General features: G+C 71.5%; 16 protein-coding genes. 4 read left to right on the top strand and 12 right to left on the bottom strand.

What is annotated here, in order from left to right:
• Positions 1 to 24: 24 nt before the first annotated feature.
• Positions 25 to 1464 (bottom strand): multicopper oxidase family protein, encoded by a 1440-nt coding sequence (locus ACZ4IF_RS08110; protein WP_467560649.1) that lies wholly within the window; start codon positions 1462 to 1464, stop codon positions 25 to 27.
• A gap of 315 nt (positions 1465 to 1779) precedes the next feature.
• On the opposite strand from ACZ4IF_RS08110, the gene ACZ4IF_RS08105 reads away from it, so the two are divergent.
• Positions 1780 to 2577, top strand: a complete 798-nt coding sequence (locus tag ACZ4IF_RS08105) for a nitrilase-related carbon-nitrogen hydrolase (RefSeq protein WP_467560647.1) — start codon at positions 1780 to 1782, stop codon at positions 2575 to 2577.
• Between the two features lie 65 nt (positions 2578 to 2642).
• Here ACZ4IF_RS08105 and ACZ4IF_RS08100 read toward each other — a convergent pair whose 3' ends face one another.
• The 11 genes from ACZ4IF_RS08100 to ACZ4IF_RS08050 form a co-directional block, all read right to left on the bottom strand.
• The gene (locus ACZ4IF_RS08100; protein WP_359488294.1) at positions 2643 to 3314 is read right to left on the bottom strand and encodes a response regulator transcription factor; all 672 of its coding nucleotides are present in this window, start codon (positions 3312 to 3314) and stop codon (positions 2643 to 2645) included.
• Complete coding sequence (locus ACZ4IF_RS08095; protein ID WP_467560644.1) at positions 3311 to 4552, bottom strand: sensor histidine kinase; 1242 nt, start codon at positions 4550 to 4552, stop codon at positions 3311 to 3313. The genes ACZ4IF_RS08100 and ACZ4IF_RS08095 overlap by 4 nt, the downstream gene beginning before the upstream one ends.
• Before the next feature lie 106 nt (positions 4553 to 4658).
• Positions 4659 to 5426, bottom strand: coding sequence for an IclR family transcriptional regulator (locus tag ACZ4IF_RS08090; protein WP_467560642.1), 768 nt, complete (start codon positions 5424 to 5426; stop codon positions 4659 to 4661).
• 12 nt (positions 5427 to 5438) lie between these two features.
• The gene (locus ACZ4IF_RS08085) at positions 5439 to 6284 is read right to left on the bottom strand and encodes a hypothetical protein (RefSeq protein ID WP_467560640.1); all 846 of its coding nucleotides are present in this window, start codon (positions 6282 to 6284) and stop codon (positions 5439 to 5441) included.
• Positions 6284 to 7951 carry a histidinol-phosphatase gene (locus ACZ4IF_RS08080; RefSeq protein WP_467560638.1) on the bottom strand — a complete coding sequence of 556 codons (1668 nt, stop codon included), beginning with the start codon at positions 7949 to 7951 and terminating at the stop codon, positions 6284 to 6286. The genes ACZ4IF_RS08085 and ACZ4IF_RS08080 overlap by 1 nt, the downstream gene beginning before the upstream one ends.
• A gap of 28 nt (positions 7952 to 7979) precedes the next feature.
• Entirely contained in the window at positions 7980 to 9821 is a 1842-nt protein-coding gene (locus ACZ4IF_RS08075) for a LamG-like jellyroll fold domain-containing protein (RefSeq protein ID WP_467561116.1), read from the bottom strand.
• 36 nt (positions 9822 to 9857) lie between these two features.
• Positions 9858 to 12872: a glycoside hydrolase family 2 TIM barrel-domain containing protein gene (locus ACZ4IF_RS08070; RefSeq protein ID WP_467560636.1), complete on the bottom strand. Its 3015-nt coding sequence runs from the start codon at positions 12870 to 12872 to the stop codon at positions 9858 to 9860.
• On the bottom strand, positions 12872 to 13708 hold the full coding sequence (locus ACZ4IF_RS08065; RefSeq protein WP_359488282.1) for a carbohydrate ABC transporter permease: 837 nt from the start codon (positions 13706 to 13708) through the stop codon (positions 12872 to 12874). The genes ACZ4IF_RS08070 and ACZ4IF_RS08065 overlap by 1 nt, the downstream gene beginning before the upstream one ends.
• A gap of 12 nt (positions 13709 to 13720) precedes the next feature.
• Entirely contained in the window at positions 13721 to 14683 is a 963-nt protein-coding gene (locus tag ACZ4IF_RS08060; protein WP_467560634.1) for a carbohydrate ABC transporter permease, read from the bottom strand.
• A gap of 1 nt (position 14684) precedes the next feature.
• The gene (locus ACZ4IF_RS08055) at positions 14685 to 15971 is read right to left on the bottom strand and encodes an ABC transporter substrate-binding protein (RefSeq protein ID WP_467561114.1); all 1287 of its coding nucleotides are present in this window, start codon (positions 15969 to 15971) and stop codon (positions 14685 to 14687) included.
• Between the two features lie 45 nt (positions 15972 to 16016).
• Positions 16017 to 17081: a carbohydrate kinase family protein gene (locus ACZ4IF_RS08050; RefSeq protein ID WP_467560632.1), complete on the bottom strand. Its 1065-nt coding sequence runs from the start codon at positions 17079 to 17081 to the stop codon at positions 16017 to 16019.
• 126 nt (positions 17082 to 17207) lie between these two features.
• Here ACZ4IF_RS08050 and ACZ4IF_RS08045 point away from each other — a divergent pair, with 126 nt between their 5' ends.
• The 3 genes from ACZ4IF_RS08045 (at position 17208) to ACZ4IF_RS08035 (ending at position 23010) form a co-directional block, all read left to right on the top strand.
• Positions 17208 to 17957, top strand: coding sequence for a DeoR/GlpR family DNA-binding transcription regulator (locus ACZ4IF_RS08045; protein ID WP_028798993.1), 750 nt, complete (start codon positions 17208 to 17210; stop codon positions 17955 to 17957).
• A 642-nt stretch (positions 17958 to 18599) separates the two neighbouring features.
• Positions 18600 to 19937 carry a 6-phospho-beta-glucosidase gene (locus ACZ4IF_RS08040; protein ID WP_467560630.1) on the top strand — a complete coding sequence of 446 codons (1338 nt, stop codon included), beginning with the start codon at positions 18600 to 18602 and terminating at the stop codon, positions 19935 to 19937.
• Between the two features lie 25 nt (positions 19938 to 19962).
• Entirely contained in the window at positions 19963 to 23010 is a 3048-nt protein-coding gene (locus ACZ4IF_RS08035) for an alpha-mannosidase (protein WP_467560628.1), read from the top strand.
• The last annotated feature ends 192 nt before the right edge of the window (positions 23011 to 23202 follow it).

The following is a 23202-nucleotide window of genomic DNA, read 5'->3' as shown; positions in this document are numbered from 1 at the left end:
AGGGGGCGGCCGGCCCGCGCGCGGTCACCTTTCGATCTGCAGCACCGACATCATCCCCGCGTCCTCGTGGTTGAGGATGTGACAGTGCAGGACCGTCTTGCCCGGATAGTCGAGGAACCGGATGCGGACGACCATGTTTCCCCGGGGCGGGACGTCGACGGTGTCCTGGAGGCCGTAGTTGATCTGCGGCTTGCCGTCGATGCTCATCACCTGGAAGTCGTTGGTGTGGACGTGGAACGAGTGGACCTCGTCGCTGTCGTTCTTGACGGTCCACTCCTCGACGGTGCCGAGCTTGGCCCGGAAGTCGACGCGGTTGTGGTCGAACTGCTTGTGGTTGATGTAGAAGAGCGTGCCCGCCTTGTTCTCCGTGAAGGTGATCGTCTTACGGGCCGCGACGGTCTCCTTGCCGAGGTCGTCCTCCGGGGCGAAGTCCGTGGGCAGGGCCGCGGGCCGCATCGGTTCACCCTCGGAGCGGACCGTGGCCAGCGTCGCCCGGGGGAACCGGTTGCCGGCCTTTCCGCTGTCGTAGGGCAGGGTCAGCAGTTCCGACGTGCCGGCCGCCGGCCCCTGGACGAGCACGTCGTAGCGGGCACCGGCGGGGATGACCAGGGAATCGACCGCGTACACCTTGTTCACCGGGTAGCCGTCCTGGGCGACGACGTGGAACTTGGTGCCGGGCAGCGCCACCTTGTAGAAGATGTTGGCCCCGACGTTCGCGAGCCGCCACAGCTGCGTCTCGCCCGGCCTGATCCTGATCCGCGGGTTCAGCTGTCCGTTGACGGTGCGGGTGGTGGGCGCGCCCATCTTCAGGTGCGCGGTCTTGATCCGGTCGCCGACCAGCTGGAAGTCCTTGAGGGCGACGACGCGTTCGGTGATCCCGCGCAGCGCGGCGGGCAGGTAGTCGTCGAGGCCGTCGACCACGACGAGGCCGGCCATGCCGCCGGCGGTCTGCGCGGCGGACAGCGTGTGCGGGTGCGGGTGGTACCAGTACGTGCCCGGTTCCAGGCTCTTGGGGAAGGTGTACGCGTAGGTGAACTTCTTCCCCGGCCCGATCTTGAGGAAGACGTTGTCCGAGCGACCGGCGGGCGAGACGTGCATCCCGTGCACGTGCAGGTTCGTCTGCTGGTCCAGCTTGTTCTCGAAGGCCACCTCCATGCGGTCGCCGGGCCGCAGACGCAGCGTGGGCGGCGCGTACAGCCCGTTGTACGTCAGCGCCCACACATCGTTGCCCGCCAGGCGGACCTTCTTGCGTTCGACGACGATGCTGGTCCTGAGCAGTCCGTCCTTGCTCACGATCTGGGGCGGGTCGCGCAGGTCCTCGGTGGCCCGCGCGGTCAGGGCCGGCGACGGGGACAGGCTCGCCAGCGGGACGGTCGACGCCTTCGCACGGCCGTGGGTGCTCGTCCCGGTGTGCCCGGTACAGCCCGCCGCCAGGGCGAGCACGACAAGTGCGGATCCGGTCACGGTCCGGGGGCGACGGGCGGGTGCGGACAAGCTGGACCCCTCTGGGCTGCGGCTACGGGAAGCGGGCGGTCGTGGGCTGCCATCATGCCCTCGAACCGGGAGAAAACGGTCATGACCCGAGAGGTGGCGCGGGCGTCACCTTGATGAGCGAGGCCCCGCCCGGCCCTCCCTCGGGCCCGGGGCGACACGAGGCCGCCCGGGAGCACCCGCGCACGGGGCGCAGATGCGTGCAGGGCTCCCTAGGCTCGTAAGGGAACAGGTTTCTCGGGGCGTGCGACATCGGGCCGTACGACAACGGTCCCGGAGGAGACAGTCATGCGTGCCTCACTGATCCAGCTGTCCGTGGACGCGTCCGACACGGCCGACGAGCGCCGGCACAGAGCGGCCTCCCTGGTCCGCGGCCGGGCGGGCGACGACCTGGTGGTCCTGCCGGAACTGTGGACCGCCGGAGCCTGGGCCTACGACGACTGGCAGCGCGACGCCGAGGGGCTCGACGGCCCCACCGCCGAGATCATGTCCGCCGCCGCCCGTGCGGCCGGGAGCTGGCTCCATGCCGGAACGATCGTCGAGCGGGACCGGGACGGCACGCTGTACAACACCGCCCTCCTCTTCGACCGGACCGGCGACCTGCGCGGCAGCTACCGCAAGATCCACCGGTACGGCTTCGACACCGGCGAGGCGACCTTGATGGGCGGCGGCCGGGACATCGTCACCGTGCCCACCGACTTCGGTGTCGTCGGCCTCGCCATCTGTTACGACCTCCGCTTTCCCGAACTCTTCCGGGGCCTGCTCGACGCGGGCGCCGAACTCGCCGTGGTGCCCGCCGCATGGCCCGCGGCGCGGCTGAACCACTTCCAGCTCCTCACCCGTACGAGAGCCCTGGAGGAACAGGTCTTCCTGCTGGCCTGCGACGCGGCCGGCACCCACGGCGGGATGCTGCAGGCCGGACACAGCGTGGTCGTCGACCCGTGGGGGACCGTCCTCGGCGAGGCCCGCGCCGAGGAGGAGACGGCGACCGTGGACGTCGACATGGCCGAAGTGGCCCGGATCCGCTCCGAACTCCCCGTCCTGCGCGACCGCGTCCTCGCGATCCAGGCACCCCGACAGCGGTGACCCGGGCCCGGCATCGCACGCGACGGCACCGTGCGGGGCCCGGCCCGGCCCGGGCCGGCGCGGCGCTACGGGGCGGAGCCCGGCGTCACCAGGCCCGTCTCGTACGCGCAGATCACCGCCTGTACCCGGTCCCGCAGCCCCAGCTTGCTCAGCACGTTGCTGACATGGGTCTTGACGGTGTGTTCGCTCACGAACAGCGTCGTCGCGATCTCCGCGTTGGACAGCCCGCGGGCCAGCAGCCGGAGGGTCTCCTCCTCGCGGGCGGTGAGCACGTCGAGCCGGGCCGGCGCCGGCTCGGGGGCGGCCTCGGCGCGGCGCCGCCGGATGATGTCCGCGACGAGACGGCGCGTCACCGAGGGCGCGAGGAGCGAGTCGCCCGCCGCCACGACACGGACCGCGTGGACGAGGTCGTCCCGCCGGACGTCCTTGAGCAGGAAGCCGCTCGCCCCCGCGTAGAGGGCCTCGTACACGTACTCGTCGAGATCGAAGGTGGTCAGCATGACGACCTTGCAGCCGGACTCGGCGCACACCAGCCGGGCCGCCTCCAGGCCGTCCATGCGCGGCATACGGATGTCCAGGAGCAGCACGTCGGGCGTGTGCAGCCGCACGGCGGCCACCGCCTCGACGCCGTCCCCGGCCTCCGCCACCACCTCGATGTCCCGCTGCGCCTCCAGGATCATGCTGAAGCCGCTGCGGACCAGTTCCTGGTCGTCGGCGACCACCACGCGGATGCTCACCCCAGGGCCGCCTGCCGGTCGACGGCGGCGGGCAGCCGTACGGCGACACGGAAGCCGCCGTCGGGACCGCCGCCGGTGTCGGCGCTGCCCCCGCAGGCCACCGCCCGCTCCCTGATGCCGATCAGCCCGTGACCGCCGGCCGGGGCCGCCGGACCTCGTGCGCCCGGCGAACGCACCGGCCCCCGGCCGTCGTCCGTCACCGTGAGTGTCAACGCGTCCTCCGTCCAGTCCAGTTCGACCCGCGCCGTGGAAGCGTACGCATGCTTCACGGTGTTCGTGAGCGCCTCCTGCACCACGCGGTAGGCGGCGACCTCGGTGTCCGGATGCAGTGGGCGGGGGCTGCCGGTCGTACGCAGGTCGACACGCAGCCCGGTGGACTCCGCGACCTGACGGACCAGTTCGGCGAGGGCCGCGGTGCCGGGCTGCGGCACCCGGGCCGAAGTCCCCTCCACCAGTTCCTCCTTGAGGACCCCGAGGATCCGCCGCAGCTGCGTCATCGCGTCCCGTCCGCTTGTCGCGATCGCGTCGAAGGCGGCCTCGGCGCGCTCCGGATCGCTGCGCACCACCACCGGACCGGCCTCGGCCTGGACGACCATCAGGCTCACCGCATGGGCCAGGATGTCGTGCATGTCCCGGGCGATCCGGGCGCGTTCCTGCGCCGTCGCCCGCGCCGTGTCGGAGGCACGTTCCCGTTCCAGACGACGGGCCCGGTCCTCCAGTTCGGCGGTGTACGCGCGTTGGACGCGGGTGAGGATGCCCAACGCGTAGGCGCTCAGGAAGCTCGTGAGGTGGAACGCGTACTCGAACGGCTGCGCGTGCTCCTTGGTCATCATCGTGAGCGAGGCGCCGACCAGCCAGGTCACCAGCGTGAGGCGGCGCTGCGCGGGCGGGCAGAGCGTGGCGACCGTGTAGAGGACCACCAGTCCGCCGTAGGCGACGTTCGGCGGCGGCGCGTGGTAGAGCGCCATCGCGGGCGTGCACACCGACACCGCGCAGGCGGACAGGAAGGGAGCGCGGCGCCGCCAGACCAGAGGTGCCGCCGTGCCGGCCGCCAGCAGGAAACCCTGCCAGGTGAGCCGGTCGTCGCCCTCGTCGGGGAACATCCACTGGAGCGAGGCCGCGAACAGCACGAGCGCGGCGAGCGCGGTGTCGACGACGTACGGATGCGTCGTCCGCAGGCGCGAGCGGACCGACCGCCATCGGGAGACGGCGGGGGCGAACCAGGACTGGGCGGGCATACGCGGCTCCTCCGGGCACGGACCGTCCCAGTATTCCGACCCCGCGACGCCGAAGTCCTCACCGACGAGAGGGATATCCGGGCCTCCGGCGACCCACGCGGCACACTCAGCGGTTCGGGTCCGGGCGTGCCTCGGGCTGCCAGCCGAGCGCCCGGGAGATGCCGCGCGCGGCCAGCCGGACCGCCGGGACCAACGCCGGCACCTGCGCGTCGGCTTCGGGCACCACGACCGACACCGCCGCCACGACCGCGCCGCCCGCATCGCGCACCGGGGCCGCCACCGACAGGGCGTCGTCCGTGACCTGCCGGCTGCTCACCGCGACGCCCGTGCGGCGCACTTCGGCCAGCTCACGGCGGAGCACCGCCGGATCCGTCACGGTGTACGGGGTGAAGGAGGCCAACGGGCCCTCGCAGTACGCCTTCTGGAGACCGGGCCCGCCATGTGCGAGCAGGGCGAGCCCCACGCCCGTCGCGTGCAGCGGCCAGCGCGCACCGACCTGGATGCGGACCCCGACCGCGGAGCGCCCCGAGATCCACTCGATGTAGACGACCTCGGAGCCGTCGCGGACCGCCAACTGCACGTTCTCGTGGGTGGCTTCGTACAGGTCCTCCAGGTACGGCAGCGCGGTCTGCCGGAGGCCGAGGCCGCGCGGGGCGAGCGCGGCGACCTCCCACAGACGCAGGCCCACGTGGTACAGGCCGTGCTCGTCACGCTCCAGGGCGCCCCAGTCCGTGAGGGCGCCCACCAGCCGGTGGGCCGTGGTGAGGGTCAGTCCGGCCCGGCGGCCGATCGCCGTGAGGGACAGTGCCGTGTGCTCGTGGTCGAAGGCGGCGAGCACGGCGAGCAGACGGCCGGGCGCGGTCTGCGCGGACATGAGGCGGGCCCGCTACCTGAGCTCGTAGGAGTGGACCGTGGTGGCGACGACGCACGCGCCGGGCTGGACGACCTCGGCGCGCAGCGTGCCGCGCGCGGTGTCGTAGTCGACGCCCTCCGCCTCGAACGTCCCCGTGCACAGGCTGCGCTGCGGCAGGGCGAACAGGCTCTGCACCCGCCCGGTGACCGGCCCGCCGTCCAGCGGGTGCTCCAGATCCACCTGGAGCAGCGGCCGGTCCTCGGGGAAGAGCGTGCGGGAGCCGTCGTCCGAAGCACACAGCAACCGTGTGGAGTTGACGAAGTCGCAGCCCTGGATGTCGCGCACCGGCTTGTCGAGGGTGATCTGCGGGACTTGCGGCAGATCACCGCCGGTGCGCGGGGTCGACGGATTGAGCAGCGGCGCGGGGAAGACCTGGAGGCGGTTCTGGTCGCCCCACTCGCCCGACACCAGCCACTGCCCGTCGGGAGACACGGTGGCGAAGGAGTTGTTGAGCTTCTCGCCCGGGTCGAGCCGGTGGACGTACTCGTAGCGTTTCCCGGCCGGCGTGGTGACGGCGAACATCTTGGACGTCGCCGTGTCCGGTCCCTGGTAGGCGTCGAACACATGGCCCTGGGCGATGTCCGGGTCGCCGACATGGTTCCAGCCCTTGATCCGCAGGGTGAGCGGGACCGACGCGAGGCCGCGGTGCAGCAGCGAGCCGTCGGCGCGGCTCGCCGGCCCCTGCCCGGCGCCGAGCGTCCCCACGTACGCCGTGCCGGTCTCGGTCCAGCGCGGTTCGGCGGCCACGGCGGGCGTGGTGCCCGCCACGACGGCCACCACGCCCGACAGCGATGCCAGTGCGAGAAGCTGACGTCTCATCAATCACCTGCCACATCGACGAACACCGGGTTGGCATAGAACCACGTATCGGCCCAGGGGTCACCGTCGCCGGGCACGTGCGGGACCGGGCCGTGCGGGTCGACCGAGGCACCGAGGTATCCGGCGCCGTTGCGGTTGCCGTCGCTGCCGCGCAGCCGGACGTAGAAGGACTCCTCGCCCGCGGTCAGCGGGACGCGCAGGGTGTACGTACCCCTCCTGCCGGTCACGTCGAGGGTCCGCACCACCCGGGTGTCGGGCGCCCGCCAGTCGTCGCGGTCGGCGGCGGGTCCGCGCACCGCACCGCGGATCACGTCGACGTGTGCCAACTCGGGCAGGATCCCGTGCGGGTTGGGGCGCGAGGCCGACGTCACCGTGACGGACAGGGTGAGCCTGTCGCCCCTGCGCACGCGCAGCCGCCCGCCCGTCGTGACGCCCCGGCCGTGGTCGCAGTCCCGCTTGAGCCGGACGTCGAGCCCGTCCAGCAGGTGTCCGTGGTCGACCCAGACCCGGCCGGCCCGCAGCCCCGCCATCACCGCGCGGTACCCGTACCGCGTCACGCCCACGTGCGTACGGCTGAACTGGCCGGGCCAGAAGTCACCGCCCGGCTGCTGCGTGTCCGTGTTCACCGGGTCGGGCAGGCGCCCGGTGTTGTCGAAGGTGCGCCCCGGCGCCCAGTCGCCGTTCTTCCAGGTGTCGAAGACGACGCGGTGCACGTCGGAGTTGCTGGTGACGGTGAAGAGCCTGCCCTCCGCGAGCATGGCGTCCCACATGCCGCCCACGGTCGCCGTCATCCAGTCGAAGCCGCCGTACAGGACGTAGGCGTCCTCCGGGTATCCGGGGAAAGAGTTCACGGACGGCTTGTTGACGTACTCGCCGCGCTGCTGTCCCGAGCCGACCCAGCCCGGTATGCCGCCGCCCTGGGCGCCGGGAGCTCCCTCCATGCCGATCACGATCTCGGGGGCCGCGTCGCGCCAGTTGCGCATCTCGTGCGGGGAGTCGATGCCCAGGCGCAGCGGGTGGTTGGCGAGGACGAGCACGTCCTCGACGTAACCGCTGCGGCGCTGCTCGGCCAGCCACTTGACCGCCTCGACGGCGTGCGCCTCGTTGCGCGCCGTCTGCGGGTGCGAGGCCGCCCCGTCCGTGTAGCCGAGCAGCTTGCCGTCGTAGGCGAGCTCGAACCGGGTCAGCAGGTCCACCTCGTGGGGGCCGGGTGCCGAGAACACCGTGGCGTGCTCGGCGGCCGGGATGTACCACTCCAGGCCCTGGAAGATCAGCTGGCGCGGGTTCTCGGCGCGCGCCGCGACGATCTCCCGGTGCTCCAGCCGGGCCCCGTACTGTGCGTGGCCGACGTTGGAGTGCTCGTTGAAGACCATCCAGTCGAGGCCGTACCGCGCCCCGGCCCGGGCGAGCTGGGAGAACGTGTACTTCGCGTCGTGGCTGTAGACGGAGTGCACGTGGTGGTCGCCGACGAGGTGGGCGAGACGAGGGTCGTCGCCGCCGTACCGCTGTGCGCCGGCCGCGGCGGGGGCCGCGAGCGGGCCGGCCGCGAAGGCGGCGCCGAACAGGCCCGCACGGCGCAGGAGGCCGCGCCGGGACACGCCCTGCGCGTCCAGGCGGGAGGGGGAGACGGACGGATCGGCCCAGGCGGGCAGTTGCTGCTCGGTCATGATCGTGTGAGTCCCTCGGGTCCTCGGCTCAGTGGTTCATGAACGACGTGACGGGAAGGGCGCGCTCGACGATCCTGACGTCGCCGACCCGGCCGTGCAGAATCTGGTCGATCTTCCCCGCGTATTCGTAGCCGCCGAGCAGCCACGGCAGCCCGAGGGAGGTGAGCCCGATGGCGGTGACGTGCGGATTGCGGGCGACCGGGCAGCCCTGGACGTACATCGTGGTGTGGGAGCCGTCGTTGACGACGGCGACGTGCCACCACTGCTCCCGGGCCGTCTCGTCGCCCCAGTTGGTGATGATGCCCTGCTGGTTGAGCGGCCGGACCGCCCACTGCGGGCCGGGCCCGTCGGACAGCGAGAGCGTGGCGAGCGGCTCGTCCGGGTCGTCCGCGGTCCTGCCCGCGCCGCCGCCGGTGCCGGTGCGGCTGATCAGCGAGGCCCAGGCGTTGTGTGAGGCGTCCCAGCCGGCGGGCAGCTGATAGAAAGCCTCGATGGTGTAACCGCGCGGGAATGTCGCGGAGTTGAGAGGGGCGCCGTCGATCGTCCGCAGATATGCCCCCTTCAGCGGAGGCTTGCCGCCCTGGAAGGTGAGGCTGCCGTGGCCCGGCTGGTCCGGGTGGTGGGCCGACGACCAGCTGAGTGCGCCATCGGCGACCTTGACCACGGTCAGGTCGTTTCCCTGCCCGGACAGATCGCGGACGGTGCCCTCGGCCGCGGTACCGTCGGCGTGTCCGTCGAAGCGCCAGTAGGCGACCGTGCCCCGGACGAGCATCCGCGAGGCGGGTCGCGACGGCCGGGCGGGCAGCGGAGCGAAGCCCGAGAAGCGTTCCTCGAAGTCGAGGGCGACGGAGAACCGGTCGGCGTCGCCGCTGAGTTCGATCTCCTGCCGCTCCAGCTCGTTGAGGCCCTTGGCGGCCCGGCCCAGGATCCACGGCGAGATCGTCTCGACGTCGATGGTGTTCCGGTCGAGGTCGAAACGGTAGAGGCGGATCATCGCCGCGCCGCCGTAGTAGCGATTCTGATAGTTCGTCAGGTGTAGATGCACGTCGTTGCCGGCCGCGTTCTTGCGGGTGGCGCGGGCGGCGGGCCAGTAGTGCCCGTTGAGGGTCAGGAAGATCTGGTCGTGATCACTGACCAGCTCGTCCCACAGGCGCTGCCCGTAGGAGGAGAGGGTGTCGTCCTCGACGACCAGCTCGTGCGTGGTGACGATGACGGGCGTCCTGGGGTGCGCCGTGATGACGTCCTTCGCCCACGTGTAGCCCTTCGCCGACAACCGCCAGTCCAGCGCGAGGACCAGCCACTGCCGGCCGGCCGCCGTGAAGAGGTGGAAGGTGTTGTAGCCGTCCGGCGAGGCACCGCCGAAGGTGGGCTTGTGCGCGAAGCGCTGCGGCCCGAAGACGTCGAGGTACGCAGTCGCGCCCCGCTGGTCGTCCGTGGACGACCTGATGTCATGGTTGCCCGCCAGCACGCTGTAGCCCACACCACGCCGGTCGAGGAGCTCGAACGCCTTGCCCGCGGCGTCGCATTCGACCTGTGTGCCGTTCTCCGTGAGGTCGCCCAGATGCGAGAGGAAGACGATGTTCTCGTCCTTGCCGTGCTCCAGGAGGTAGCGGAGCGATGCCTCGATCGGCGCGGGGTTGATGCTCGGCCCGTCGAAGAGGTACTGGGTGTCGGGCATGACGGCGAGGGTGAAGCGGCGGCTTTCCGGGTCGGGCCGCCAGGTCGTCTCGCGCGAGGCCGCCTGCGCCGTCGCGGGCAGTGCCACCGCGGTGGTGGCCGCCGCTCCGATCAGCGCGGTGGCCCGCAGGAAGTTGCGTCTGCCGGCGTCGGCCTGCTCGGCTTCCGTCGCCTGGTCATGTGAAGTGCAGATGTCTGCTCCATGGGGGAAAACGGGGGCGCGAGACGGTCAGAGGATGCGCAGGGTCCAGGCCCAGTTGTGGGTGCCGGGCTTGATGAGGTGGGCGGCGGAGGTGTCCGGCCCGCACGAGGCGGTGCCGAGGCCGCGGTGGGCGGCGTCGAGGTGTACGACGCTGCCGGGCCGCGGCACCAGCTCGTCGTGGTGGGTGGCGGCGGCCAGGTCCTCGGCGCGGTAACGGGTCACCGAGACCTGGCAGGGTTCGTCCAGCCGGACCGCGAGACCCGTGGCGTCCGGCGCAGACAGCGTGAAGTGGCGCACGGCATGACGGCCCCCGCTCTCCTGCGGGCGCAGATAGGGCGTGAACTGCTCGTCCACGGGGGCCGAGTGGTGTCCCACGGGTGCGCCCGAGAACCGGTCCGGATAGCTCTCCCAGGGCCCGGGCCCGTACCACTCGAAGAGGCCGAGTCCGGCGACGGTCTCGAAGACGCTGCCGACCCGCGCCGCGTCGTCGAGTCCCTCCGGCAGCTCGGCCGATTCCTCGATCCGCAGGCCGCCCTCGACGGGGGTGAAGGTCTGCTCGTGGCGGACGGTACCCGCGCCGGTCTCGTACTCGGCCAGCACGGTGACGCGCGCGCCGACGCGCCGCACGTCGACCAGCTCGCGGACGAGCGCGTCGAGGCCCCACTCCCGCCAGCGCGCCGCCATCCCGCCCAGCTCGTCGTTGTCGGTCGGTGCACGCCACAGGGACAGCACGGGGGCGGCGGTGAGCAGCGGATGAACGAGGAGCCCGTCCTCGTCGATGTCGACGGGCTCGCCCGTCGTGGGGACGTCCCGGGAGACGTCCTCGTCCCCGCGGTCGTCCTCGTCCCCGCGGTCGTCCTCGCCCTCGAAGTCGTCCTCCATGTCGGCCGCCGACCACAGCCGCACCTGCGGCAGGCACACCACCGTGCCGCGCGGCGCCCAGGGCTCGTCGTCCGCCGTCGTCACGCGCAGCGTCAGCCACGCCTCGCCGGCGTCCTCGGGCAGCGGGAAGGGCAGCGGAACCGTGGCCGACTCGCCGGGGCCCACGTGGGGCAGCTCGGCCGGAGCCGTCAGCGTGCCGCCGTCCGCGAGCGACAGATCCCACTCGGCGGCCAGCCATTCCAGCCCCCGGAAGTGCTGGCGGTTGGCGATGGCCAGCCCTTCGTGGTGGAAGTTCGTCAGCACGACCGGCGCCGCGATCTCCCGGTGCTCGTACATCACCGGCTTCGGGGTCCGGTCGGGGAAGACGACCCCGTCGGCGATGAACGCGCCGTCGTGGATCGCCTCGCCGAAGTCACCGCCGTACGCCCAGCGGTGACCCGGCGCCGCGACACCGTTGCCATACAGCCCGGCGCCACCGCGTCCGGCCGGTCTTCCGTCGTTCACGCGTTGGAGAATGCCGTGGTCCCAGAACTCCCAGATGAAACCGCCCTGAAGCCCCGGGGTTGACTCGATGGCGGCCCAGTGGTCGGCGAGCGTGCCGTTGCTGTTGCCCATGGCGTGCGAGTACTCGCACTGGATCAGCGGCTTGGTCTGTGTCCCGGAGAGGGCGTGCGCGACACAGTCCTCGATGGGCGCGTACATGGGGCAGGCGATGTCGGACGCGACGGTCGTGGCGGCCCAGTCGAGCTTGGCCGCGCCCTCGTACTGCAGCGGCCTGGTCGGGTCGTGGCGGCGAAGCCACCCCGCGGCGGCGTCGTGATTGGCGCCGTAGTCGGACTCGTTGCCCAGGGACCAGATGATGACGCAAGGGTGGTTCTTGTCGCGGAGCACCATCCGCGCGACACGGTCCACGAAGGCACTGGTGTAGCGCGGGTCGTCGGCGATCTCGTGCGCGTGGTCGTGCGCCTCGATGTTCGCCTCGTCCACGATGTAGAAGCCGAGCTCGTCGGCGAGGTCGAGGAGGGTCGGGTCGTTCGGGTAGTGGGCGGTACGGATCGCGTTGAACCCGAATTGCTTCAGCAGCTCAAGGTCCGCGCGGATGTCCTCGTACGACACCGTCCGCCCTGTCAGCGGATGGAAGTCGTGCCGGTTGACGCCCCGGATGTAGATCCGCTCGCCGTTGAGGAGCAGGTCACGGCCGCGGATCCCTACCTCGCGGAAGCCGACGCGGTGGTGCGAGGTGTCGGCGACCGAACCGTCGGGGCGGTGCAGCCGTACGGTCAAGCCGTACAGCTCGGGCGTCTCCGCGGTCCACGGCCGGACGCCGCGCACGACCGTGGACAGGCGTGCCTCGCCCAGGAAGTCGGAGACGCGCCCGTCCTCGGCGTTCAATCGGTCGAACTCCGGGTCCTGGCGGAGGAGTTGCTCGTCCAGCTCGCCGGTGACGTACCAGCCCTCGGGCAGCGCGCCGGAAGCCTGCCGCACCTGACAGTCCACCCGCAGCTCTCCGTCGAGCCGCGTCCGCACGGTCACGTCCGCCAGGTACAGCGGATCGGTGGCGTACAGCAGGACCGAGCGGGTGATCCCGCCGTGCCACCACTGGTCCTGGTCCTCGATGTGCGAGGCGTCCGACCACTTCACGACCGTGAGCCGCACGGTGGCGCGCCGTCCGGGACGGACGGCCTCCGAGAGATCGAACTCCGCCGCGAGGTGCGAGTCCTTGGAGACGCCGACCGGCCGCCCGTCGACATGGACCAGGAGGACGCTCTCGGCGGCACCGACCTGGAGCACGATGCGGCGACCGGTCCACTCGGCGGGGACGTCCACGTCACGCTCGTACACGCCCGACGGGTTGGCGGCGGGCGACGCGGGCGGGAACTCGCGCCACGGCATACGGAAGTTGGTGTACTGGGGGAGGTCGTCGGTGTCCTGCACGGTCCAGGCGCCGGGGACCTCGATCCGGGCCCAGTCGCCGAGCGAGGCGTCGGGGGCCGGCAGCAACTGGAAGCGCCAGTCGCCGTCGAGCGACAGCGCACCCGCCCGCCGGTCCACGGCGTTCATCGGCAGCCGCCCCCAGGAGGTCACCTCGGGTGCTTCCCAGGGGCGCAGGGCGATCAGCGGATCGAGGGCGTGCGTGCCGTCGGCCGTCGGACCGGGCATCAACGGACGGCCCCCTTGCCGAGGTCGCCGATGATCTGCTTGGCGCCGATCGCGAAGACGGCCAGCAGCGGGAGGAGGGCGAGCAGCGCGCCCGTCATGACCATCCCGTAGTCGGTCGTGCCGTGGACGCCGTTGAGCTGGGACAGGGCGACCTGGAGGGTCACGTTGTGCGGGTCGGTCAGCGCGATCAGCGGCCAGGCGTAGTCGTTCCACTGGCCCATGAAGGTGAAGATGCCGAGGAAGGCGAGGCCGGGCCGGACGACCGGGAGCGCCACGTGCCAGTACTGACGCAGGAACCCGGCGCCGTCGAGCTTCGAGGCATCGAGCAGTTCGTCGTGGATGGCGCTCCGCATGTACTGGCGCATCCAGAAGATGCCGAACGCGTTGGCGGCGGCCGGCACGACCAGCGCGGTCATCGAGCCGATCCAGCCCAGCTTCGCCATGATCACGAACTGCGGGATCGCCTGGAGCTGCGCCGGCACCATGAAGATCGCCATCATCAGCGCGAACAGGAACCGGCGGCCGGGGAACTGGAACTTGGCGAAGACGAAGGCCGCCAGGGAGTCGAAGAACAGCACCAGGACGGTCACCGTGCCCGCCACCAGCAGCGAGTTGGCCATCGACCCGAAGAAGTCGACGTTGTCGAAGAGATGGCGGACGTTCTCCGCGAAGTGCGAGCCCGGCAGCAGCTTCGGCGGGTAGGAGAAGATCTCCGTCGAGGCGTGCGTCGACATGATCACGGCCCAGTAGAACGGGAAGACCGAGATCAGCAGGCCGACGACCAGGACCAGGTGGAGCGCGACGCCCCGCTTCCGTGAACCCTTGATGGATGCCATGGTGGCGGGCTCCTATTCTTCGCCCCGGCGCTGCACCAGGCGCCAGTTGACGATCGAGAAGAGGACGACGACGAGGAAGATGCCCCAGGCGACGGCGGCGCCGTACCCGAAGTCGTTGTTGTCGAAGGTCTGCTGGAAGAAGTAGAGGACCATGGTCTGGCCCGCGTGTCCGGGGCCGCCCGCGAAGGACGAGTTGTTGTCCGTGGTCTGGAGCAGCACCTGCGGCTCGGAAAAGCTCTGCAGCCCGGTGACCGTCGAGATGACGAGCACGAAGAGCAGCACCGGGCGCAGCAGCGGCAGCGTGATCCGGAAGAAGGTCTGTACGGGCCCGGCGCCGTCCATCCGCGCCGCCTCGTACAGCTCGCTCGGGATCGTCTGCAGACCGGCGAGGAAGATGATCGCGTTGTAGCCGGTCCACTGCCAGGTCATCAGCGTGGCGATGGCGACCTTGATGCCCCAGGGTGTGTTCAGCCAGGCCACCTGGTCGAGACCGACGGCTTGCAGAAGGGCGTTGACCAGGCCGAAGTTGGTGGAGAAGACCGAACCGAAGATGATCGCGACCGCCACGATCGACGTGACGTTCGGCAGGAAGAAGGCGAAGCGGTACACGTTCTTGAAGCGGACCGCCGAGTTGAGCATCACGGCCGTGACCATCGCCAGGAAGATCATGGGGAAGGTGGCCAGCGCCCAGATGACGACGGTGTTCCCGATCGCGCTCCAGAACTGGCCGTCCGCCAGCAGGTACCGGTACTGCGACAGTCCCGCGTACTCCATCGTGCCCAGCCCGTCCCAGCGGTGGAACGACAGATAGAGCGAGAAGCCGACCGGGATCAGACCGAAGGCGAGGAAGAGCAGATAGAAGGGGGAGATCGCGGCGTACAGCCGCCAGTGGCTCAGCACGCCCTTCCTGGGGTGCGGAGCGGGTGCGGCGGCCACGGGCGCCGGATGCGTCTCCACCACGGGTGCGGTAGCCATGTCAGTAGCTCACCCCCACATGGTCCGCGATGCGCCGGCAGCTGCTCATGGCGTCCTTCCAGGCCTTGTCCGGGTCCTTGCCGAGCACGGAGAAGTTCCGCAGTTCGTCGCTGATCGGGGTGCCGAGCGCGATGTCGTAGGGGCTGTTGAAGGCGACGGGGATCTTCCGCGCGGCCGGGCCGAAGACGTCCATCGTGATCTGGCCGCCGAAGAACGCGTCGGGTTCGCGCAACTTGCTCATGCCGTACGACGCGGGGGTCGACGGGAAGAGCACCGAGTCGACGAAGCCCTGGGCCTGGTTCTCGGCGTCGAGCATCCAGGTGATCAGCTCGAAGGCACGTTCCGGCTCCCGGCAGGCCTTGGTGATCGACAGGAACGAGCCGCCGATGTTGGACGGTCCGCCCGGACACTGAGCCACCCGCCACTTGCCCTTGGTCCGCGGTGTGTTGAGCTTGATGTCGCCGGCCGCCCAGGAGGCGTTGAGCTGGCTGGGCAGCAGGCCCCGCTCGGTGGCGGATATGTTGTCCGGCGTCCCGTTGACGATCTTCGAGACCAGTCCGCGGCGGGTGGCCTCGACCGCCCGGTCCCAGGCGGTGCGCACATGCTCCTGGTCGCCGATGAAGTGCCGGTCCTCGTCGACGTACCGGCGGGTCGACTGGTTGACGGAGATGCCGAAGACGCTGAGCGCGTCGGTGAGGATGAACGTGCCGGGCAGACGCTTCTTGAGCTGCTCGCCCGCGGTGAAGAACTTCTCCCAGGTGTCGAGTTCCGCGGAGACGTCCGCCGGCTCGTGGGGCAGCCCCGCCTTCTCGAAGACGGCCGGCTGGTAGTAGTGGGCGACCGGGCCGCAGTCGATGGGGAAGCCCACCATCGAGCCGTCCGGGGCGATGCCCTGATCCCACTTCCAGGGCAGGTACTGGTCCCGGTACCGCGCCGCGCCCAGCGTGCGCAGGTCCACGAACTGGTCGGAGTTCGGCAGGTACGAGGCCATGTCCTCGCCCTTGAGCCCGGCGATGTCCGGGATGTGGGCGCGCCCGGTCATCGTGGTCATCAGCTTCGAGCGGTAGTAGCCGCCGATCTGGATGGCCTGAAGATTCATCGAGTCGTCGTAGCGGGCCTTGGCGTCCTGGACGACCTTCGGACTCAGTCCGCCGCTCCAGTACCACAGGACCATGTTCCGGCCGGTCGAGCCGGTCGGAACGGCACAGCCGGTCGCCAGGCCGCCGAGCGCCGTGGCGGCCGTACCGGCCAGGCCCGCGCGCAGCAGGCCTCTTCGTGAGAGCCGCACCGCTCCCACCGCCTTTCGGATCTGTTCGGGTCTTCGCATGAGGGGTCAGTGCCGCCGGGCGGGGCCGGGCGGGGTCACGGGCGCGTACGGGACGGGCGGGCCCGGGTCGGCAGGGATCCGGTCCGCCAGGAAGCCGTACGCGCGCCGCAGTGCGGGGTCGTCGACGGAGCGCCACCAGCGGTCGACGCCGTACCAGCCGGGCGCGGCCAGGGCGCCGCCGTGCCGTCGCACGGAGAGCCCGGCGCCGAGCACGGCGAAGCGCAGCCGTTCCTCCAGCGGCCAGCCGCCGAGCGACGCCGCGACGAAGCTCGCGCCGAAGACGTCTCCGGCGCCCGTCGGGTCGACGACATCGATGTCGAGGGCCGGCACCTCGGCGTACTCGCCGGTCGTCTGGTCCACGGCGATCGCGCCGTCGCCGCCGCGGGTGACGACCGCGACCGGCACCAGCTCGGCCAGCCGGCTCAGGGCGGCGGCCGCGCTGCCGGTGCGCGTGTAGGCCATCGCCTCGGCCTCGTTGGGGAGGAAGGCGTGGCACAGCGCGAGCTGGTCCAGGAGTTCGTGCGACCACTGCTGGGTGGGGTCCCAGCCGACGTCGGCGTAGATCTGCGTGCCGTTCGCCGCCGCCTTGGCGAGCCAGGCGCGCGGCTCCGCCTCGATGTGCACGAGCGCGGTGCGCGCCGCAGGCGGGTCGCTCATCAGCGCGTCCTGCGAGTGGGGCGGTTCCTGGCCGTGGGTGACCAGGGCGCGGTCGTGGACGGGGGCGTGTCCCGCGGGGGCGGGAGGCCCGGTCCGAGGGAGCGCCAGGGAGACGGTGACCGGGGTGTGCCAGCCGTCCGCGGTACGGGAGAGCGTGAGGTCGACGTCCTCCTGGCCGGCGAGGACGTCATGGCAGTACGCGCCGTAGGCGTCGTCGCCGAAGACCGTGGCCAGGGAGGTGCGCAGGCCGTAACGCGCCGCCGCCACCGCCAGGTTGGCGATGCCTCCGGGGCTGACGCCCATGCCTTCGGTCCAGATCTCCTCGCCCGGCGTCGGCGGCTTGCCCAGTCCGGTCAGGACGAGGTCGTAGAAGAGCAGACCGGTCAGCAGGACATCGGGCCGTTCGTCGCCCACGGGCACGTCCTCTCGTCAAAAGTCTGCAAGCGGTGCACAGGATCGTGCGCGCCGCCAAGGAATTTGGCAAGAGTCGAGCAGAACAGAGCATGGAAATGAAGAAAGATGACGACTATTGTTCAGGGCGTGCTGGCAGAGCGACGACATCAACTCATCCTGCGGGCCCTGCGTTCCGGCGGTCCCGCGGCCGTGACCGACCTCTCCGAACAGCTGGGCGTGAGCCCCGCCACGGTCCGCCGTGACCTGGTGAAGCTGGAGGAGGAGGGCCTGCTGACGCGGGTGCACGGCGGCGCGGTCGTGGACGAGGGCGACCAGCCCTTCGCCGAGGTGGCCGAGGTCCGCGTGCCCGAGAAGGACGCCATAGCCGTGCAGGCCGCGTCGATGATCCAGGACGGCGAGTCCGTGCTGCTCGACATCGGCACCACCGCCTACCGGCTGGCCCGGCAGCTGCACGGCCGCCGGATCACCGTCATCACCAGCAACCTGGTGGTCTACGAGGAACTCGCGGACGACGAGGACATAGAGCTGGTGCTGCTCGGCGGCATGGTCCGACGCGAGTACCGCTCGCTCGTCGGCTTCCTCACCGAGGACAACCTGCGCCAGCTGCACGCCGACTGGCTCTTCCTCGGCACCAGCGGAGTGCGGCCCGGCGGCCAGGTGATGGACACGACCGTCGTCGAGGTGCCCGTCAAGCGCGCCATGATCAGGGCGGGTGAGCGGGTGGTCCTGCTCGCCGACCGGGCCAAGTTCCCGGGCACGGGCATGGCCAAGGTCTGCGGACCCGAGGAGCTGGACATGGTGGTGACCGACGCGCCGGTGGACGCGGCGACACGTTCCGCGCTGGAGGAGGCGGGCGTGCGGGTGGTGGTGGCATGAGCCCCGGCCACGGACCCCCCGCGCGGGCCCTGCCGTGAACGCCCGCCGCGGGAACGCGTGGCGGCCCGCGGGTACGGCGCCGGGCATGCCCGGCGCCCACGGCGTGCCCGGCGCGGGCGAGGCGCACGGCGTGCCCGGCATGTGGCCCACCCGGGACGGGCGGCACACGCCGGACGGCCGGTTCCGGCGTGTGCCCCACGGTCGGCATGGGCAGCGTGCGCCGGACGGCCGGAACGGACGGTGCGCGCCGGACAGCCGGCACGGCCTCACCGCGCCCGACGGCCGCCATGGGCGGCACGTGCGCGATGGGTCGTCCGGGCGGCGTGTGCGGCCCGCACCGTACGGCCGCCATGCGCGGCCGACACCGTATGGGCGCCACACCCGGCCCGCGCCGTGCGGACAGCACGCGCGGCCTACGCCGTGCCGGTGCCACGCGCGGCCCGCGCCGTACGGGCACCGTGCGCGGCCGACCCCGTATGGGCGCCATGCGTGGACCGCGCCGTACGGCCGCCACGCGCGGCCGACACCGTACGGGCGCCCCGCCCGGCCCGCACCGAACGTGTCGTACCGGCAGGAACGCGTCCGGCACGCCGAGCGTGCCCGGCGCGCAGAACTCGCAGAACTCGCAAAGGTGGTAATCGCGTGAGGCTGACCATTCTCGGCGGCGGAGGATTCCGTGTGCCGCTCGTGTACGGGGCGCTCCTCGGGGACCGTGCCGAGGGACGCGTCACCCGGGTCGTGCTGCACGACCTGGACCCGGCACGGCTGTCCGCCGTCGCGCGGGTGCTCGCCGAACAGGCGGCGGGCGTACCGGACGCACCCGAGGTGACCGTCACCACCGACCTCGACGAAGCCCTGCGCGGCGCCGACTTCGTCTTCTCCGCGATCCGCGTCGGCGGCCTGGAGGGACGAGCGGACGACGAACGCGTGGCGCTCGCCGAAGGCGTCCTCGGCCAGGAGACGGTCGGCGCGGGCGGTATCGCGTACGGACTGCGCACCGTGCCCGTCGCCGACGACATCGCACGCCGCGTCGCGCGGCTGGCCCCCGACGCCTGGGTCATCAACTTCACCAACCCGGCCGGCCTCGTCACCGAGGCGATGGCCCGGCACCTCGGCGACCGCGTCATCGGCATCTGCGACTCGCCGGTCGGCCTCGGCCGCCGGATCGCGAAGGTGCTCGGCGCCGACCCGCGCGAGGCGTGGATCGACTACGTCGGGCTCAACCACCTCGGCTGGGTACGGGGTCTGCGGATCGCGGGCCGCGACGAACTCCCGCGCCTGCTCGCGGACCCGCAGCTGCTCGGTTCCTTCGAGGAGGGGCGGCTCTTCGGTCCGGACTGGCTCCGGTCCCTGGGCGCCGTCCCCAACGAATACCTGCACTACTACTACTTCAACCGCGAGACCGTCCGCGCCTACCAGCAGGCGGACCGGACGCGCGGCGCCTTCCTGCGCGACCAGCAGGCGGGGTTCTACGAGGAGATGACGCACCCCGACGCCGCCGCGCTGAGCGCCTGGAACCGTACGCGCGCCGAACGCGAGGCCACCTACATGGCGGAGAACCGGGACGCGGCCGGCGCGGGCGAACGCGACGCCGACGACCTCTCCGGCGGCTACGAGAAGGTCGCGCTCGCCCTCATGCGGGCCATCGCCCGCGACGAGCGCACCACGCTGATCCTCAACGTCCGCAACCGCGGCACCCTGGCGGTCCTCGACGACGCGGCCGTCATCGAGGTGCCCTGCCTGGTGGACGCCAACGGCGCGCATCCGGTCGCCGTCGACCCGCTGCCGGACCATGCCACCGGCCTGGTGTGCGCGGTGAAGGCGGTGGAGCGGGAGGTGCTGTCGGCCGCCGAGTCGGGATCCCGCACGACGGCGGTGAAGGCGTTCGCGCTGCACCCCCTCGTGGACTCCGTGAACGTGGCACACCGGCTGGTCGACGGCTACACCGCCGCGCACCCCGGCCTGGGTTACCTGAAGTAGAGACCGAGCGAGGAGACGTACGGCCATGCATGACGAACGCCGCCGCATCGAGGAGCGCGTCGAGCGCATCCACGACCAGCGCATCAAGCCCGCGACCTACGCCGCCACCGTCCCCCTCGTGGTGGAGGCGTGGCAGGCGCCGGGGGAGCCGGTGCCCTTCGAGGAGGCCGCGGCCGCCCCGTACGAACCCTTCGCGATGGACACCCCGTGGGGCCCGCCGTGGGGGACGACCTGGTTCCGGATGCGCGGGCAGGTGCCGGCCGAGTACGCCGGCAGACGCGTCGAGGCCGTCATCGACCTCGGCTTCGTGGGCGACTGGCCCGGCAACCAGGCCGAGGCCCTCGTCCACCTCGCCGACGGCACACCGCTGAAGGCGGTCAACCCGCTCAACCAGTACGTCCCCATCGCCCGTCCGGCGGTCGGCGGGGAGCCGGTCGAGTACCTCGTCGAGGCCGCCTCCAACCCCGACATCCTCGCCAACGACTTCGCGGGGCCGACCCCGTTGGGCGATGTGCTGACGGCGGGCGACCGCCCGCTGTACACCTTCAGGCGCGCCGACATCGCCGTGCTCGACGAGGACGTCTGGCACCTGGACCTCGACATCCAGGTACTGCGCGAACTGATGCTGGAGCTCGGCGAGCACGACCCCCGCCGGCACGAGATCATGCACGCGCTCGACCGGGCCCTGGACCTGCTGGACCTGGACGACATCCCCGGCTCGGCGCCCGCCGTGCGCACGGCCCTGGAGCCGGTGCTGTCGAAGCCCGCCCACGCCAGCGCCCACATCGTCTCCGGCGTCGGCCACGCGCACATCGACTCGGCCTGGCTGTGGCCGATCCGCGAGACCAAGCGCAAGACGTCCCGCACCTTCTCCAACGTCACGTCGCTGGCCGACGAGTACGAGGAGTTCGTGTTCGCCTGCTCGCAGGCCCAGCAGTACGAGTGGGTGCGCGACAACCATCCGCACGTGTGGGCCCGCATCCAGGAGTCCGTGAAGAAGGGCCAGTGGGCACCGGTCGGCGGCATGTGGGTCGAGGCCGACGGCAACCTGCCCGGTGGCGAGGCCCTCGCCCGCCAGCTCGTGCACGGCAAGCGGTTCTTCATCGAGCACTTCGGCGTCGAGACCAAGGGCGTGTGGCTGCCGGACTCCTTCGGCTACAACGCCGCCTACCCGCAGCTCGCCAAGCTCGCCGGCAACGAATGGTTCCTCACCCAGAAGATCTCCTGGAACCAGACGAACAAGTTCCCCCACCACACGTTCTGGTGGGAGGGCATCGACGGCACCCGCATCTTCACCCACTTCCCGCCGGTCGACACCTACAACGCACGTTTCAACGGAGAGGAGATGGCCCTCGCGGTGCGCAACTACCGCGAGAAGGGCGGCGCCACCCGCTCACTGGCCCCCTTCGGCTGGGGCGACGGCGGTGGCGGCCCCACCCGCGAGATCATGGAGCGGGCCCGCCGGCTGAAGGACCTGGAGGGCTCCGCGAAGGTCGAGGTCGAACACCCCGACGCGTTCTTCGCGAAGGCACGCGCGGAGTACCCGGACGCCCCGGTGTGGGCCGGCGAGCTCTACCTCGAACTGCACCGCGCCACCTACACCTCCCAGGCCCGCACCAAGCAGGGCAACCGGCGCAGCGAGCACCGGCTGCGCGAGGCGGAGCTGTGGGCCACCACGGCCGCCCTGCACGCGCCGGGCTACGCCTACCCGTACGAGGCGTTCGACCGGCTGTGGAAGACGGTGCTGCTGCACCAGTTCCACGACATCCTGCCCGGGTCGTCGATCGCCTGGGTGCACCGCGAGGCCGAGGCCGAGTACGCCCGCGTCGGGCGGGAACTGGAGGAGCTGACGACGGCCGCGATCACCGCCCTCGGCTCCGGCGGGACGCGTGTCTTCAACACCAGCCCGTACGACCGCGCCGAGGTGGTCCGCACGACGGACGGCACGCCGGCGTACGTACAGGTGCCGGCGAACGGCAGCGCGCCCCTGGCCGACGCCCGGCCCCCGCAGCCGGTGACGGTGTCCGGCCGCGTCCTGGACAACGGGCTGGTCCGGGTCCGGGTGGCGGAGGACGGCACGCTGTCGTCCGTGCGCGACCTGCGGGCGGACCGCGAGGTCCTCGCGGACCGGGGCAACCTGCTCCGCCTGCACACCGATCTGCCCAACTACTGGGACGCCTGGGACATCGACAAGCACTACAAGAACCGGTACACGGACCTCCTGGAGCCCGACTCGGTCACGGTCGTCGAGGACGACCCGCTGGCCGGCGCGATCCGTGTCACCCGCTCCTTCGGCAAGGGCTCGACGATCACCCAGACGATCACGGTCCGGGCCGGCAGCCCCCGTGTCGACTTCGAGACGGACATCGACTGGCACGAGAGCGAGAAGATCCTCAAGGCCGCCTTCCCGGTCGACGTCCGCGCCCCGCACTCCTCGGCCGAGATCCAGTTCGGCCACGTCCAGCGCCCCACGCACACCAACACGAGCTGGGAGGCAGCCCGCTTCGAGGTGTACGGCCACCGCTGGGTGCACATCGGCGAACCCGGCTACGGCGTCGCGGTCATCAACGACTCGACGTACGGCCACGACGTCTCCCGCACCGTCCGTGAGGACGGGGGCACGACCACCACGGTCCGGCTCAGCCTGGTGCGCGCCCCGCGCGTCCCCGACCCGGGCGCCGACCAGGGCCGCCACCGCTTCACGTACTCCCTGCTGCCCGGGGCGAGCATCGAGGACGCGGTCGCCGAGGGCTACGCCCTCAACCTGCCGCTGCGGCCGGCCGAGGCGCACGGCCCCGCCGAACCCGTCGTCTCCGTCGACGGGGAGGGAGTCACCGTCGAGGCGGTCAAGCTCGCCGACGACGCCTCCGGTGATGTCGTCGTGCGGCTCTACGAGTCCCGCGGCGGCCGCGCCACCGGAACCCTGCGCACCGGGTTCCCGCTCGCCGCGGCCCAGGTGACCGACCTGCTGGAGCGCCCGCTCTCCCGCGCGGACACCGACGGGAACGCGGTCCCGCTCACCCTGCGGCCCTTCGAGGTGCTGACCCTGCGGCTGGCCGTGGAGACGAAGTGACCGAGCGCGACAGGAATGTGGCAGCACTTCCCATGAAGTACTGAGGAAGAGGTAGGAGGCCCGGTCACGGTGGGTCCGACGCCCGCCGTGGCCACGGCCCGTTCCCCCGCGCGGCACCTGGAGTTCGTCCTTCCCCCTGTGATGCGGGGGGAACGACGAGAAAGAGGGGCCACGGTGCGAGACCCGCGCGGG

Source organism: Streptomyces sp. NPDC025784, assembly GCF_055558435.1.
This window is presented reverse-complemented; position numbering and strand designations above follow the sequence as displayed.

Excerpts from the sequence above, each read along its gene's own strand:
- ACZ4IF_RS08070 (WP_467560636.1), bottom strand. The coding sequence starts at position 12,872 with ATGCCCGGTCCGACGGCCGACGGCACGCACGCCCTCGATCCGCTGATC.
- ACZ4IF_RS08085 (WP_467560640.1), bottom strand. The coding sequence starts at position 6,284 with ATGAGACGTCAGCTTCTCGCACTGGCATCGCTGTCGGGCGTGGTGGCC.
- ACZ4IF_RS08060 (WP_467560634.1), bottom strand. The coding sequence starts at position 14,683 with ATGGCTACCGCACCCGTGGTGGAGACGCATCCGGCGCCCGTGGCCGCC.
- ACZ4IF_RS08035 (WP_467560628.1), top strand. The coding sequence starts at position 19,963 with ATGCATGACGAACGCCGCCGCATCGAGGAGCGCGTCGAGCGCATCCAC.
- ACZ4IF_RS08095 (WP_467560644.1), bottom strand. The coding sequence starts at position 4,552 with ATGCCCGCCCAGTCCTGGTTCGCCCCCGCCGTCTCCCGATGGCGGTCG.
- ACZ4IF_RS08065 (WP_359488282.1), bottom strand. The coding sequence starts at position 13,708 with ATGGCATCCATCAAGGGTTCACGGAAGCGGGGCGTCGCGCTCCACCTG.
- ACZ4IF_RS08105 (WP_467560647.1), top strand. The coding sequence starts at position 1,780 with ATGCGTGCCTCACTGATCCAGCTGTCCGTGGACGCGTCCGACACGGCC.
- ACZ4IF_RS08080 (WP_467560638.1), bottom strand. The coding sequence starts at position 7,951 with ATGACCGAGCAGCAACTGCCCGCCTGGGCCGATCCGTCCGTCTCCCCC.
- ACZ4IF_RS08090 (WP_467560642.1), bottom strand. The coding sequence starts at position 5,426 with ATGTCCGCGCAGACCGCGCCCGGCCGTCTGCTCGCCGTGCTCGCCGCC.